Consider the following 14,085-nt stretch of genomic DNA (forward strand, 5'->3'; position numbering starts at 1 on the left):
CAGGCATGGTTGCTCTCAAACGTTTCCGGGCCACCGGCCCTTCCTTTGCGGATCTCGTCCCCTATGCCGGCCTCGTCGACAATGGCGTTCTTCTGTTGAAAGACGGGAGCCTGATGGCCGGCTGGTATTTTGCCGGGCCGGACTCCGAAAGCGCCACCGACCTCGAGCGCAACGAGCTCTCGCGGCAGATCAATACGATCCTGTCGCGGCTCGGAAGCGGATGGATGATCCAGGTCGAAGCCGTTCGCATCCCGACATTCGACTATCCGTCGGATGATCGCTGCCACTTTCCCGATGCGGTCACCCGCGCTATCGACGCCGAACGGCGGGCGCATTTCGCGCGCGAGCAGGGGCATTTCGAAAGCAAGCACGCGCTCGTCCTGACCTATCGGCCGCTCGAGTCCAAGAAGACAGCGCTCAGCAAATACATCTATTCGGACGAGGACAGCCGCAAGAAGACCTATGCCGACACGGTCCTCTTCATCTTCAAGAACGCCATTCGCGAGATTGAGCAGTATTTTGCCAACACCCTGTCGATCCGGCGCATGGAAACACGCGAGGTCGGTGAGAGGGGAGGGGAGCGGCTCGCGCGCTATGACGAGTTGCTGCAATTCGTTCGCTTCTGCGTCACCGGCGAAAACCATCCGATCCGGTTGCCGGATGCCCCAATGTATCTCGACTGGATTGCGACGGCCGAGCTCGAACATGGCCTGACGCCAAAGGTCGAAAATCGCTTTCTCGCAGTTGTGGCAATCGACGGCCTGCCAGCGGAGAGCTGGCCGGGGATTCTCAACAGCCTGGACCTGATGCCGCTCACCTATCGCTGGTCATCGCGCTTCATCTTTCTCGATGCGGAAGAGGCACGGCAGAAACTGGAACGCACCCGCAAGAAGTGGCAGCAGAAGGTACGGCCGTTCTTCGATCAGCTCTTTCAGACGCAAAGCCGTTCGGTGGATCAGGATGCCATGACCATGGTGGCCGAGACCGAGGACGCCATTGCGCAAGCGTCGTCGCAGCTTGTCGCCTACGGCTACTACACGCCCGTCATTGTTCTCTTCGATCACGACCGCGAAGCACTGCAGGAAAAGGCGGAAGCAATTCGTCGGCTGATCCAGGCGGAGGGTTTCGGCGCGCGGATCGAAACCCTCAACGCCACCGACGCCTTTCTCGGCAGCCTGCCCGGAAATTGGTACTGCAACATCCGCGAACCGCTGATCAACACGAGCAATCTCGCGGATTTGATGCCGCTCAACTCGGTCTGGTCCGGCAGACCGGCGGCGCCTTGCCCGTTCTACCCGCCGAACTCGCCACCACTGATGCAGGTGGCGAGCGGCTCGACGCCATTCCGGCTCAATCTCCATGTCGATGACGTCGGTCACACCCTGATCTTCGGGCCGACCGGCTCGGGCAAGTCGACGCTATTGGCATTGATCGCAGCGCAATTCCGGCGCTACGAACGCGCCCAGATCTTCGCCTTCGACAAGGGGAACTCGCTCCTTCCCCTGACGCTCGCCGGCGGCGGCGATCACTACGAGATCGGTGGCGACGCTCAAGACGAAGCAAGGGTGCTGGCCTTCTGCCCGCTATCGGACCTCACAAGCGATGCAGATCGCGCATGGGCAACGGAATGGATCGAAATGCTGGTCGCCCTGCAAGGCGTTGCCATCACCCCCGATCATCGCAACGCGATCTCGCGCCAGATCGGATTGATGGCCAGCGCAGCCGGACGGTCGCTGTCGGACTTCGTCAGTGGCGTGCAAATGCGCGAGATCAAGGACGCGCTTCATCACTACACGGTCGACGGCCCGATGGGTCAGCTTCTCGACGCGGAACAGGACGGCCTTTCACTCGGTGCGCTCCAGACCTTCGAGATCGAGCACCTTATGAACATGGGCGAGCGCAATCTCGTGCCCGTGCTGACCTATCTGTTCAGGCGGATCGAGAAGAGGCTTGATGGCTCACCGAGCCTGATCGTCCTCGACGAAGCCTGGTTGATGCTGGGCCATCCCGTGTTTCGCAGCAAGATCCGCGAATGGCTGAAGGTGCTGCGCAAGGCCAACTGCGCCGTCGTGCTTGCCACGCAATCGATCTCGGACGCCGAGCGCTCCGGGATCATTGACGTGCTGAAGGAATCTTGCCCGACCAAAATCTGCTTGCCGAATGGTGCTGCCCGGGAGCCTGGGACCCGCGAGTTCTACGAACGGATCGGCTTCAACGAACGACAGATCGAGATCGTTTCGAACGCGATCCCCAAGCGCGAATACTACGCCGTCACGCCTGAAGGCCGACGCTTGTTCGATATGGCGCTCGGGCCCGTGGCGCTGAGCTTCGTCGGCGCATCCGGCAAGGAAGACTTGAAGCGCATCCGCACGCTCAGTTCCGAACACGGCCGCGACTGGCCGATCCACTGGCTTCGAACGAGAGGAGTTCACGATGCCGCATCGCTGCTCAACTTCGAATAGATTGGTCGCTGGTATGGCGGCGGTCGTATTGACGATCGGCGCTGTCATGCCCGCGGACGCCGGCACGGCCACCGGGGCGGCGACAGAATGGACGCAGGTCCTCAACAATGGCGAGCTCGTATCGCTTGTTGGCCAATCCGGCGAGCAAATCCAGAACCAACTCACCCAGATCAGCCAGCTCGCGCAACAGATCGAAACGCAGCTCAATATCTACCAGAACCTGCTGCAGAACACCGCAACGCTTCCGTCACATATGTGGGGGCAGGTCGAAAGCGATCTCAATCAGCTCCGCAGCATCATCGCTCAGGGCCAGAGCATCTCGTTTTCGATGGGCAATGCCGATGACGTGCTGCAGCAACGCTTCCAAAGCTACTCAAGCCTCAAGACCAACCTGCCGGACGCGACTAGTTTTTCGTCGACCTACCAGACGTGGTCGGACACCAACCGGGACACGATCGCCAGCACCCTGAAGGCGGCGAGCCTAACGGCCGAGCAATTCGATAGCGAGGAAGGCACGATGTCCTCGTTGCGGTCGATGTCCGAGACCGCCGACGGGCAGATGAAGGCATTGCAAGTTGGTCATGAGATCGCGGCGCAACAGGTCGCTCAGATGCAGAAGCTTCGCGGCCTTGTCTCCCAACAGATGACAATGATGGGAACCTGGCTTCAGACCGAGCAAACCGACAAGGATCTTGCCCAGACTCGGCGCGAGAAATTCTTCAGTGGGACCGCACCTTCCACATCCGGCGGCGAAAAGATGAAGGTGGAATGGTGAGAACAAAACTGATCCTCGTCGCTATCGCGATCTTACTGGCAGCCGGAAGCGCCGGCATCTGGTTCTTCATCTCCGAAAAGCAGGCTGCGCAGGAGCGCCGTGAAAAGTTCTCCGGCTCATCGAAGGAGTATCCGACCTCTGGCGGCGAAAAGATGAAAGTCGAGTGGTAGGGGCATGACAGCGATATCTCTTCAGCGGCTTCGATCGGTCATGCTGCTCACCACCGTCTGCGTGCTGGCGGCGCAGCCAGCACTCGCGCAGGAAGGTTCGGTGCTGACCTCGTTGCAAAGCCAGATCACAACGGCCGCAAAGGGTTGGGAATCGACCGTCATGGATGCGGCAAAGTCGCTGTTCTGGATCCTGGCAACGATTGAGATTGGCCTGGCCGCAGTCTGGCTCGCCATCCAAGCCGCATCGCTCGACAGCTGGTTCGCCGAGCTTGTCCGGCGGATCATGTTCGTCGGCTTCTTCGCTTTCGTGTTGGCACAGGGCCCCACCTTCGCCAAGGCGGTGGTCGACAGCCTATTCCAGATTGGCGCCGGAGGCGGCACTGCGTCGCCAGCCGACGTCTTCAATGCCGGGCTCGCGGTTGCAATGAAGATGTCGGAGAAGATTCAGTTCGGTCTATTCGAGGACAATGCGCTGGCGATCTCGGCTGCTTTTGCCATGGTCGTCGTGGTTATCTCGTTCTCGCTCGTCGCCGCGATTTTCGTGTCTGTCATGGTGGAAATGTATATCGGACTGCTTGCCGGTATGATCATGTTGGGGCTTGGCGGCTCGTCCTATACGAAGGACTTTGCGGTCCGATATCTGGTCTACGCATTCTCGGTCGGCATGAAGCTCATGGCACTTGTCATGATTTCCCGTATCGGATCGGAAGTGCTGATTGGATTGGCAAACGAACCTGACATCGGGGACCAATTCCAGACGGCACTCGCGATCGCCGGTATCGCGGTCGTCGTCTTCATTGTCGCTATCTACGTGCCGAACATCATGCAGGGTGTCGTTCAGGGCGCGTCCGTCTCGGGCGGGATGGAGGCGATCAGACATGGCGGGCAGGCGGCATCATTCGCCACCGGCGCCGGGTTCCTTGCGGCGGGCGCCGCAGGGGCAGGCTTCGCGGCGGGTCAGGCTGCCCGAGCCGCAGGTTCATCGGTCGCTGGTGCGGCTCTTCGAGGTTTCGGTGCTGGGATCGGGTCTGCCGGGAAGGCCGCAGGCTCCGCGGCCAAGGAAAAGGCCATCGGTTCGCCAGGAGCGTACGCTGGATCGATCCTCGGGCTTGCCAACGCCAAGCTGGACGAGGCTCGTAGCGGCCACAGCGGACCAAAGCCGTCTCCCGAACGCAAAGACTAACAGCAACCGGAAAGTGATCGATCGATGGCAGCGAACCGCGCCCCCGAAAACCCGTATCTTGCCGCACGCCAGGAATGGAGCGAGCGATACGGTTCCTATGTGCAGTCCGCCGCCGCATGGCGGATCGTCGGTATCCTCGGCCTGACTATGGCCGTAATCGGCTTCGGGTACGCGATGTACCTGAGCACCCAGGTGAGACTGGTTCCTTACATCGTCGAGGTCGACAAACTCGGGACCGCAGTGACCGCCGGCTACCCTCAACAGATCGAATATGCCGACGTTCGGGTAGTGCGCGCCACGCTCGGTAATTTCGTCACGAGCTTCCGTTCGATCACACCGGATGCCGTCGTGCAGAAACAATATATCGACCGAACCTACGCACTCCTCAGGACGTCTGATCCATCGACTGAGAAGATCAACGCCTGGTTCCGCGGCAATTCGCCATTCGAGAAGGCGAAATCGTCGACTGTCGCCATCGAGGTGAACAACATCGTGGCGCTGTCGAACCAGACCTATCAGATCGACTGGACCGAATACGAAAGGGACCGGAAGGGCAAGGAAACCGGCACGCGCCGGTTCCGCGGGATCGCGACGGTTACGCTCACCGCGCCGCAGGACGAGGCCACCATCCGCCTCAATCCGATCGGCCTTTATGTCCGGGATTTTGACTGGACGGCACAGCTTTAGGGGCAGGGAATTTCTCAATGCACAGAACAGGATTGATCGCGGCCGCCGGCTGCCTAGCCGGACTCGTCTTTGTGGGCGGCGCTGAGGCGCAGAGCATGACGACGAACGAGATGAAAGGCACGAACATTTCCAGGAAGTGGCGTGGCACATCAGGACTGGTGACGACCGGCCCCGATGGCAAGGTCATCTTCCTCTTTGGCGAAACGCAGCCGTCCGTCGTCTGCTCACCCCTGCAAGTCTGCGACATCGAACTCCAGGGCGGCGAGATTGTCCGGGATGTCCTGGTTGGGGACACCGTGCGATGGAAGGTCGAGCCCGCGACCTCGGGCGCCACTGGCGGGCAGGCGATCCACCTGATCGTCAAGCCATCGGAGCCTGGTCTCATTACTTCGATGGTGGTCACGACATCGCGCCGCACCTATCATATTCAGCTAAAGTCCCATCCGAGCCAGTACATGGCTCGCGTCGGCTTCGAATATCCGGAGGACGTCTCGACCAAGCTCGCCGACATCAATTCCCGGCTTGAGACCGGCGGCATTCCTGGGACGGCACCCGACAAACTGAACTTCTCCTACTCGGTGAGCGGGAGCGCGTCATGGAAGCCGAAGCGCGTCTATTCGGATGGCGTGAAAACATACATTCAATTCTCGAAATCGGTCTCGAGCCAGGACGCACCGGTGCTCTTCGTCGTCAGCGGCGGCCAGAACCGCATCGTCAACTACCGGATGAAGAACGACATGATGATCGTCGACTATGCGATCGACAAAGCGATCCTCGTCTCCGGCGTCGGCTGGCGCCAGCAGAAAATCACCATCCGGCGGGGAGGCTGAGCCATGCGCAAGCTTCTCGTCACCGTCATCACCGCCACGCTGATTTCAGGCTGCCAGACGGCCGAGGACGGATTGACCACCAGTTCCACCCCGGTCGCCGTCACCGGCCCAGCCGCAAGCGCCATCGCCGGCGACATGGCGAGCCGGCTCGCCGAGCAGATCGGTCCGGCAGGCGCGACGACGCTCAAAATGGACAAAGACTCCTCCGACTTCGCGACAGCGCTCGAGGCCGCGCTGAAAGGATGGGGCTACACGGTCATCACCGACGGCAAGGTTGCCAAGGATGTCAAACCAGTCGAGCTCGCCTATTCGGTCGATGGCGTCGACGGTCAGTTGCTTGCGCGGCTCTCGACGCCGTCTATTGCCCTCGGCCGGGCGTACACCGCGACGGCGGACGGCGCCACGCCGGCAAGCCCGCTCTCCATCATGCAGCGCAACTGAGGGGAGGTGAGAATGGTCCAATCGCTCCAGCTCGGCGCCTCCAATCAGGCTGACGATCAGAAGGGCATGCGCCGCCTCAATCGGCTGCCGATCATCATCGCCATCGTCATCATCGCACTGTTCGTCGGCGTGGTCGTGATCGGCCTGTCGTGGCGCGGGCTCCCCTTTAATCGCAACAACGATATCGACAGCGCCTCGAATACGCCGGCGACGAACTTCGGAGACCAACTCAAGCGCGGCGTCACCGACGGCATCATTGGCGAGCCGGTGGACCGCGAGGTGTTTCAACCGACGCCCACTGTCGAGCAGAAGATCGAGAAGGAAACACCTGTTGTCGACCGCCGGCCGACGGAAAGAGAACAACGACGCCCGAAGCTCGAATCCGAAGAGGAATGGAGAGCCCGTTTGAAGCGTGAGCAGGATGAGCAATATATCCGCGAGGCGCAGCGCCAGCGCATGGCCCGGCTGCAGGCGCGGGCAACGGCTTTGGACTCGCCATTGAAGGTGGATATTTCCGACGTCGAGAAGGCTGCCAACAATTCCGCGGACACGGGCCGGCAGACGGCGACTGCAACAGCCAACAATGCCTCGGACCTCTACGCCGCTGCCATGAAATCAGGCCTGATGGGCCAGAACGTTGATCCGAACGCCCAGACCTCTAAGGAGGACTTCTTCAACCAGGACATCAAGGACCTCGGCTATCTGCCGAACAAGGTCGCACCCCAGTTTTCGCCTTACGAGCTGAAACGCGGCTCGGTTATTCCCGCCACATTGATCACCGGTCTCAATTCCGACCTTTGTCAACGGCGGAGTAAAAACCGGCCACGGGGCGGAGCAAAAGTCGGCCACCTTGGCGCGCGCCTGAGACCGCCGGGAGGGCGTAGCCCGAGCGGGGGTCTCAGGCGCGCGCGGCGATTTTCAGAGAAGGCTTCAGCCGGCCTTTCGGGCGCGGCTTTGGGCGAGACGGTAGCTGTCGCCGTTCATCTCGAGGATGTTGACGTGGTGGGTGATGCGATCGAGCAGGGCGCCGGTCAGACGCTCGGATCCCAGGGTTTCGGTCCATTCGTCGAAAGGCAGATTGCTGGTGATCAGGGTGGCACCGCGCTCATAGCGTTGCGAGATCAGCTCGAACAGCAACTCCGCGCCGGTCTTTGATAGCGGGACGAAGCCCAGCTCGTCGATGATCAGTAGCTTGTAGGCCGCCATTTGCTTCTGGAAGCGGAGAAGACGCCGCTCATCACGCGCCTCCATCATCTCACTGACCAGGGCGGCGGCCGTGGTGAAGCCGACGGACAAGCCCTTCTGGCAGGCGGCCAGGCCGAGGCCGAGAGCCACATGCGTCTTGCCCGTGCCGCTGGGACCGAGAGCGATGACGTTCTCGCGCCGATCGATCCATTCGCAGCGCGCCAGTTCCAGCACCTGCATCTTGTTGAGCTTGGGGATGGCGGCGAAGTTGAAACTGTCGAGGCTTTTGACGACAGGGAATTTGGCCGCCTTGATCCGGCGTTCGACCTTGCGGCGATCCCGCTCGATCGTTTCCCGTTCGGCAAGCCGGAACAGGTAGCCGACGTGATCGACGCCCTCGGTTGCGCATAGCCGGGCCAGCTTCTGGTGCTCGCGCTGGAAGGTCGGCAGCTTCAGGGCCTTGAGATAGTGCGCGAGCAGGATCTCGGGTGCTTCAGTGCTCATGCCGCTTCTCCCGCATCAGGCGACAGGAGGCGCATATACGCCTTTGCCGAGGTCTTCTCGACCGTCGCCCGTGGCAGGTAAGGATAGATCGCCAAATCCAACCGCGGTGGCCGGCGCTCGACCCGGCACAGGATCAGATGCTTCACCGCATCGAAACCGATCGCGCCGAGTTGAATGGCCTGCTTAACGGCCGCATGCAGATCGGCGAGTTCGAAGCTTTCCAGCAGGCGCAGAACCTGCACGTATTCCCGCCGCCCATGCTTGGCCATGCGACCTTCCATCAGGCGACGCAGTGTGGCGAACTCTCCGGGCAGGTCCCAGCCTTGGAGAGGTGCAGCCTGATCCAGAGAATTGATCTTCTGCTCGATCAGCGGCAGGTAGTGGATAGGGTCGAAGACGACGTCTTCCCGATCCCAGCATCGCGGATGGCGAGCAATGATCTCGCCACGGCAGCCGATCACCACCTCGTCGACATAGCCCCGCACCCAGACGTCCTGATGACCGTAGGCGACAGGCACGGAATAGTCGTTGGTCTTGTAGCGTACCAGAGACTGGGCCGTTACGCTTGTGCTGGCCTGATCGCAGGCATCGAAGGGTGATGCCGGCAATGGACGCATGGCCGCCAAATCCCGCTGCAGGCGCTCGCCGATCGTCTCGCTCTCGCCGCGCAGCCTGTCGCGCTGGCGTTTGCGGCACTGCTCCTCCAGAAAGGCGTTGAACGCATCCCATGTCGCAAACTGCGGGATCGGCACCATGAAGTTGCGCCGGGCGTAGCCCACAAGGCCCTCGACATTCCCTTTGTCATTGCCCTTTCCGGGACGGCCATATCGATCGCGGATCAGGTAGTGGGACAGGAAGCCGCTGAACAACGCCGCCCGCTTGCGGGTGCCGTCGGGCAGGATCTTGGCAACAAGGCAGCGATCGTTGTCATAGACGATCGATTGCGGCACGCCCCCGAAGAAGGCGAATGCATGGATGTGACCGTCCACCCAGGCCTCGGCCACCGCCGCCGGATAGGCCCGAACATAGCAGCCATCACTATGCGGAAGATCCAGCACGAAGAAGCGGGCCTTCTGCTCTATACCACCGATCACCACCATCGCCTCGCCGAAATCGGCCTGCGCGTGGCCCGGCGGATGGGCAAGTGGCACGAACACTTCCTGCCGGCGCTGATCCCGCTCGCGCATGTAGTCCTTGATGATCGTGTAGCCGCCGGTGAACCCGCACTCGTCGCGCAGGCGGTCAAATACCCGCCTGGCGGTATGGCGCTGCTTGCGCGGCACCTTCAGGTCCTCGTCGAGCCAATGCTCGATCGTCGAAACAAACGCATCCAGCTTCGGGCGCCGGATCGGTGATCGCCGCTGGTAACCGGGTGGCGTCGAATACGACACCATCTTCGCCACGCTGTCGCGCGATATGTTGAAATGCTTCGCCGCCTGACGCTGCGTCATCCCTTCCGAAACAGCCAGACGAACCTTCAGATATAGTTCCACGGTGTAGATCCCCTGTCCCTCCTGCGATCATTGCAGAAGGAAGATAGGTGGCCGGATTTTACTCCGCCCGCAGCAGCATTATGCCGCCGCTACCGTGGCCGACTTTTGCACCGCCGCTCTCACAGAAAACCACCTCGCCGAAGGTTCGGTGGATATCCATTCCGATAACGCGTCGCATGCGCGCCTCCTGTCCATCAGGTTGACGACGGGAGCGGCGGGCGACACGACAACTACGGATTCGCGCTCGCGGCGCAACCGGGCGAGTCGCAGAGGCGGCCAGCTACTAATACGAGCTCGCAGCTCATCGTGTGCATCGGCCTGCCCGCACCTTCGTGCTCCCGGTGCCTCTGTCCCGGATGGTCGCACCATACGCTGCGAATTGATTCACCGCAGCCGGACTTCGGCACCAGGAATCTCATACCGGTTACGAGTGCGATTGAAGCGCTGAACTCCAAGCTGAGGCGGGCCGTACGCACCCGCGGACACTTCCCCAGTGACGAAGCGGCAATGAAGCTGCTATATCTGGTGCTCAATCACGCGGCCGAGCAATGGAAACGGCCGCCGCGAGAGTGGTTCGAGGCCAAGACGCAATTCGCCGTCGCATTCGGCGAAAGGTTCGTCAGCAACTGACGGAAACGGGCCTCAGGCACAAAAAATCCGACAGTCCCAGCTTCTCGTCATAAGAGACGATCGCAACCCGCTTGCCCGATCTGTTCGACCTGGCGGCGGCCTTTTTCAGAACTTGGACCTCGCGATAGACACACAAGACCTGTGCCATCTTCTGCTCGAACTCGGCATCGCGACGTTCCAGATAATAGCGCATCTTGTGCGGCTTGATCTCCTCCTGGCCAAGAAGCTTGCTCACCGTGCCCTGAACCAGACGGGCCAGACACGGATGCCCGGCCCCCGGTCCGTGCTCACGCGCATGGCGGGCCAGCAGCCGCGTCGTCCACAGTTCGTGCGGATAGCCATGGTCCTTGGCCTTGTCACACGCCAAAGACACCAGCCAGGCCTTGGCCTCCGGCGTGATCACCGGCTCCTTGCCCGGCCGCGGCCGGTCGTCGAGTGCCGAAAGCGGGCCATGGCTCTCGGCCCGCTCAACACAGCGCTGGACCGTCTGATGATGCACCCCAAGTTTTCGTCCCACGGCAAAGAACGACGGGTTCTCGCGGTAGGCCAGCAGCATGGCTGCCCGCGATACCCGGCTCGCCGGCTCGCTTCGAGACCGCGAAAGAGCCGTCAACGTTTCGATCTCCTGTTCGCTCATCGCCAACTCAACAACTCGCCGCCTTGGTGGGGTCGGAACAAGATTTGCAGAAAATCGTACGCGGTCTTTATCAACCAAAGACAGCGAAATCCTTGTAATCAAGCATTCACTGTGCGATTCTTTGGGTGTTCCGAAGGAGGATGACGATGTCCGAAACCATGCTCGCGGCCCTTTCTGAGATTCGAACACTTGACGACATGGTTGTCGCGTTCGGCGATGAAGAGCAATGCCGGCGCATTCTGGAAAGCATGGTTTGGCGAAATGGCAGGATTTGCCCTGCTTGCGGTTACAAACGTTCAATCGCGATTGCTGGTCGGGATACGGGCAAGCGCCGAGCCCGCCCGGGTCTCTACCAATGTTCCAACGGTGATTGCCGCTTCCAGTTCACCGTGACAACCCACACGCCCTTGCATGCGACGAAGCTACCCTTGCACATCTGGCTGAAGGCGATGTGGCTGTTGTTGCAGTCGGATAAAGGCTTATCCTCGGTTCGTCTCGCCGAGGTGCTCGGGGTAAGTCAGCCAACGGCCTGGCGGATGGGCCATGCGTTGCGCCTCATGGTGGCGCGTGAGCACATGCTCGACGGCACGGTCGAAATTGACCATTTCTATCTCGGGGGCAATCCCAGAAAGCATCCCGACAATCCGCCGCCCGGCCGAGGCCGCAAAGGAAAGGTGAAAACAGAGAAGACGCCGGTCATGGCAATCGTTCAGCGCCCGGCAGACATCACTCCCGGCTCAAATGCGGGCGATGCGCGCGCTGCTGTCGTGTCTGGCCTTTCATTGCGCGCCGCAGTCCGAGCAGTAGAGACACAAGTTGAGTTGGATGCACATTTGATGAGCGACGAGGCAAAGGCATTCGTTGCTATTGGCGAAAGCTTTTCCATGCACGAGACCGTCAACCATTCCAGCGGTGAATATGTCCGGAATGCCGTACACGTTAATTCCGCTGAAGGATTCAATGCGCGTGTTCGCCGAACCATTGCGGGCGTTTTTCATCACATCAGCCCGGAACTTGCCGATCTCTACTTTCACGAAATCGGCTTCCGTTGGTCACAACGCATTGCGGTCAGCCAGGTGGTGCGGAAAAGCCGGAGCGGCAAGGAAACGACGAAAACTCTCTGGTCACGTGTACCGCCTGCACTACAATTGCAGCAGGTGTTCCGTGCTGCTATCGGCCGCCAAATGCGCCGTAGCCATGACGGCGGTATCATCATTAAGTCTTCGGTCGCTGTCTTTGGTTGATAAAGGCCGCGTACGATTTCGAGCAGATCTTGTTCCGACCCCCAAAGGCGCGCATCTCTACGCAACCGAGCAGCCCATCGACACCTCGACCGCCGCCGGCAAGGCATTCTTCGACATGCTCGGTGTCTTCGCCGAGTTCGAGACCAACCTGCGGCGGGAACGCCAAGCCGAGGGGATCGCGGCAGCCAGAAAGCGCGGCACCTACAAGGGCCGTCCTCCGAAAATCGACCGAGATCCTCCAAAGGCTGAAGCAAGGTCATGGCCCGACGCAAATCGCCCGTGATCTCGGCATCTTGCGCGGAACCGTTTATCAGGTGCGGAAGGACAGATGACAAAACAAAGGCGCATCACTCGGCTGACGCCAGCGACATGTGAAGAGATTCAGGCCCGCATGCTCGAAGCCTGCCGGAAGGTCGCCGCCGATCATGGCCTGGTTGTCGAAAGCGCCGGATGGCACGGCATGGACGCAGGCTTTGCCTTTGAACCCGCGTTCCGCGTCAGCATTCCCGCATCCGACGGCACAGCGTTCAACCTGGAAAAGGACATGTTCGCCTATCTGGCCGAACATTACGGCCTGGCGGCTTCCGACTTCGGACGCGAGTTCACCACCGGAAGCGACAGGTTCCGGATAACTGGCATCGACCCGAAGCGACCGAAATACCCCATCTCCGCCGAGCGCATTCCCGACAGGCGCGGCTTCAAGTTCACCGCCGAAAATGTCGCTATGCTTCTGCAAGCAAAGGCGAAAAAGCCGTGAAGTTCTCTGATTGTTCCGTGAGTTGGCCAAAATCGCAGCTTCGGGCCGATTAGGCCTATCTGGGCCGGCTGCTGGCGCGCGCGCCAGGCCTTGAAATGCGCCGCGGTTGCCGTCCGGCTGATGGGCCGCGGCGAGGATGAGGCAGCTCTGCGCGACGCGGTTCTGCTGACGGCCGCAGGCGGCGATCCCGGCCCGGCCGGGCGAGTGTTTTTGGCCACCAAAAGGCTTTCCACCCGAAACCCCGCCTTCTCGTCGAAAGCGGTGGCTGAGCTTGCCGATCTGTTGGGGCTGGCCTGGGACGACGCTCTTGCCGCCGCGGTCGACCATGCCGACGGCGCATTGCAGTCGGGCCGGCTGGCGCCCTTCGCCGCGGCGGACCTCGTTTCGGCGATCTGCAGCGATCGCCCGGATGCCGAGCCGCTGGCCTGGGCGCTCGCCGACATGCTGATCGCCGCGATGTTGAAATGGAAGTGTCCGGTTCCTCTGCTGATGGCGGAACGTTACGGCACGGCGTTTCGCATGCTTGGGGGAAGGGGGCGTGTGCGGCCGAGCGAGTCCGCCTTCCCGCGTGCCGTCTGCGTCGCACTGGTCGAAGGCGCAGGTGCTGCGCTGCGCTCGGCCGGCGAAATCGCCCGACGCGCGGACGCTCTTCTCGCCACCGCGCCGAAGGTGCGCACCAAGGGCGCCGGCGCGGTCATCGCAAGACTGTTTGAGGAGGATGCCGTGCCGGCCACGGCGCCCGGCGGCAATCTCTCCCGCTGGGCCGCCACGCGACTGTTCGAACGGCTGGAAAGATTTGGCGCCGTGCGCGAGCTCTCAGGTCGACCTTCGTTCCGCATTTACGGGTTGTGACTGTCCGCGCAAAGCGCGATGATCACCGGGCATACGCTGCCGGTAGATGGCGGCTTCCTTGCGAGATAGCTGGAGCGCGATCGCACCGTGGGGCACAGCCAGCCTCAAGACTTAGAGCACGGTGCGACATCGCGGCCAGGCGAACGGCCGGTTTTTCCCTCGTTAGCGATCCCATAGGCGGGTTCACTTGCCGTTCCCCCGCCCGATCTTCCCACCCTCCAGAACTGCCCGCCAT

12 protein-coding genes and 4 pseudogenes are annotated in these 14,085 nt (G+C 61.3%); 13 read left to right on the forward strand and 3 right to left on the reverse strand.

Annotated elements, in window-relative coordinates:
* The first annotated feature begins 5 nt into the window (after nt 1-5).
* The 8 genes and pseudogenes from shn_RS33240 to shn_RS35565 form a co-directional block, all read left to right on the forward strand.
* Nucleotides 6-2,462, forward strand: a complete 2,457-nt coding sequence (locus shn_RS33240) for a conjugal transfer protein TrbE (RefSeq protein ID WP_064334708.1) — start codon at nt 6-8, stop codon at nt 2,460-2,462.
* Nucleotides 2,434-3,237: a P-type conjugative transfer protein TrbJ gene (gene trbJ / locus shn_RS33245; protein ID WP_064334709.1), complete on the forward strand. Its 804-nt coding sequence runs from the start codon at nt 2,434-2,436 to the stop codon at nt 3,235-3,237. Before shn_RS33240 ends, trbJ begins: the two co-directional genes overlap by 29 nt.
* On the forward strand, nt 3,231-3,407 hold the full coding sequence (gene trbK, locus shn_RS33250) for an entry exclusion protein TrbK (protein ID WP_064334710.1): 177 nt from the start codon (nt 3,231-3,233) through the stop codon (nt 3,405-3,407). Before trbJ ends, trbK begins: the two co-directional genes overlap by 7 nt.
* 40 nt (nt 3,408-3,447) lie before the next feature.
* Nucleotides 3,448-4,590: a P-type conjugative transfer protein TrbL gene (gene trbL / locus shn_RS33255; protein ID WP_371328645.1), complete on the forward strand. Its 1,143-nt coding sequence runs from the start codon at nt 3,448-3,450 to the stop codon at nt 4,588-4,590.
* A 24-nt stretch (nt 4,591-4,614) separates the two neighbouring features.
* Nucleotides 4,615-5,277: a conjugal transfer protein TrbF gene (locus shn_RS33260; RefSeq protein ID WP_064334712.1), complete on the forward strand. Its 663-nt coding sequence runs from the start codon at nt 4,615-4,617 to the stop codon at nt 5,275-5,277.
* A gap of 17 nt (nt 5,278-5,294) precedes the next feature.
* The gene (gene trbG, locus shn_RS33265; protein ID WP_064334713.1) at nt 5,295-6,107 is read left to right on the forward strand and encodes a P-type conjugative transfer protein TrbG; all 813 of its coding nucleotides are present in this window, start codon (nt 5,295-5,297) and stop codon (nt 6,105-6,107) included.
* 3 nt (nt 6,108-6,110) lie between these two features.
* Nucleotides 6,111-6,548 (forward strand): conjugal transfer protein TrbH, encoded by a 438-nt coding sequence (trbH, locus tag shn_RS33270; RefSeq protein ID WP_064334714.1) that lies wholly within the window; start codon nt 6,111-6,113, stop codon nt 6,546-6,548.
* 66 nt (nt 6,549-6,614) lie between these two features.
* Nucleotides 6,615-7,295: pseudogene (locus shn_RS35565) on the forward strand (conjugal transfer protein TrbI); the annotation flags it as partial.
* 183 nt (nt 7,296-7,478) lie between these two features.
* Here shn_RS35565 and istB read toward each other — a convergent pair.
* Both istB and istA read right to left on the reverse strand, forming a co-directional pair.
* Entirely contained in the window at nt 7,479-8,237 is a 759-nt protein-coding gene (gene istB, locus shn_RS33280) for an IS21-like element helper ATPase IstB (protein ID WP_064328977.1), read from the reverse strand.
* Nucleotides 8,234-9,688, reverse strand: a complete 1,455-nt coding sequence (istA, locus tag shn_RS33285) for an IS21 family transposase (protein ID WP_084437716.1) — start codon at nt 9,686-9,688, stop codon at nt 8,234-8,236. Before istA ends, istB begins: the two co-directional genes overlap by 4 nt.
* Before the next feature lie 465 nt (nt 9,689-10,153).
* Between istA and shn_RS35570 the strand changes: the two are divergent.
* A pseudogene (locus shn_RS35570) lies at nt 10,154-10,360 on the forward strand (transposase); the annotation flags it as partial.
* On the opposite strand, the gene shn_RS33290 reads toward shn_RS35570, so the two are convergent.
* The gene (locus shn_RS33290) at nt 10,350-10,997 is read right to left on the reverse strand and encodes a helix-turn-helix domain-containing protein (protein WP_245337556.1); all 648 of its coding nucleotides are present in this window, start codon (nt 10,995-10,997) and stop codon (nt 10,350-10,352) included. The pseudogene shn_RS35570 and the gene shn_RS33290 overlap by 11 nt on opposite strands.
* A gap of 146 nt (nt 10,998-11,143) precedes the next feature.
* Here shn_RS33290 and shn_RS33295 point away from each other — a divergent pair, with 146 nt between their 5' ends.
* From shn_RS33295 to shn_RS33305, 4 genes and pseudogenes are all read left to right on the forward strand, one after another.
* Nucleotides 11,144-12,241 carry an IS1595 family transposase gene (locus tag shn_RS33295; RefSeq protein ID WP_064334717.1) on the forward strand — a complete coding sequence of 366 codons (1,098 nt, stop codon included), beginning with the start codon at nt 11,144-11,146 and terminating at the stop codon, nt 12,239-12,241.
* 43 nt (nt 12,242-12,284) lie between these two features.
* Nucleotides 12,285-12,573, forward strand: a pseudogene (locus shn_RS35575) (recombinase family protein); the annotation flags it as partial.
* Complete coding sequence (locus shn_RS33300) at nt 12,570-12,998, forward strand: hypothetical protein (RefSeq protein WP_064334718.1); 429 nt, start codon at nt 12,570-12,572, stop codon at nt 12,996-12,998. The pseudogene shn_RS35575 and the gene shn_RS33300, both read left to right, overlap by 4 nt.
* A gap of 54 nt (nt 12,999-13,052) precedes the next feature.
* A pseudogene (locus shn_RS33305) lies at nt 13,053-13,850 on the forward strand (DUF1403 family protein); the annotation flags it as partial.
* Between the last annotated feature and the right edge of the window lie 235 nt (nt 13,851-14,085).

This window comes from Shinella sp. HZN7 (assembly GCF_001652565.1).
Taxonomy (GTDB): domain Bacteria; phylum Pseudomonadota; class Alphaproteobacteria; order Rhizobiales; family Rhizobiaceae; genus Shinella; species Shinella granuli.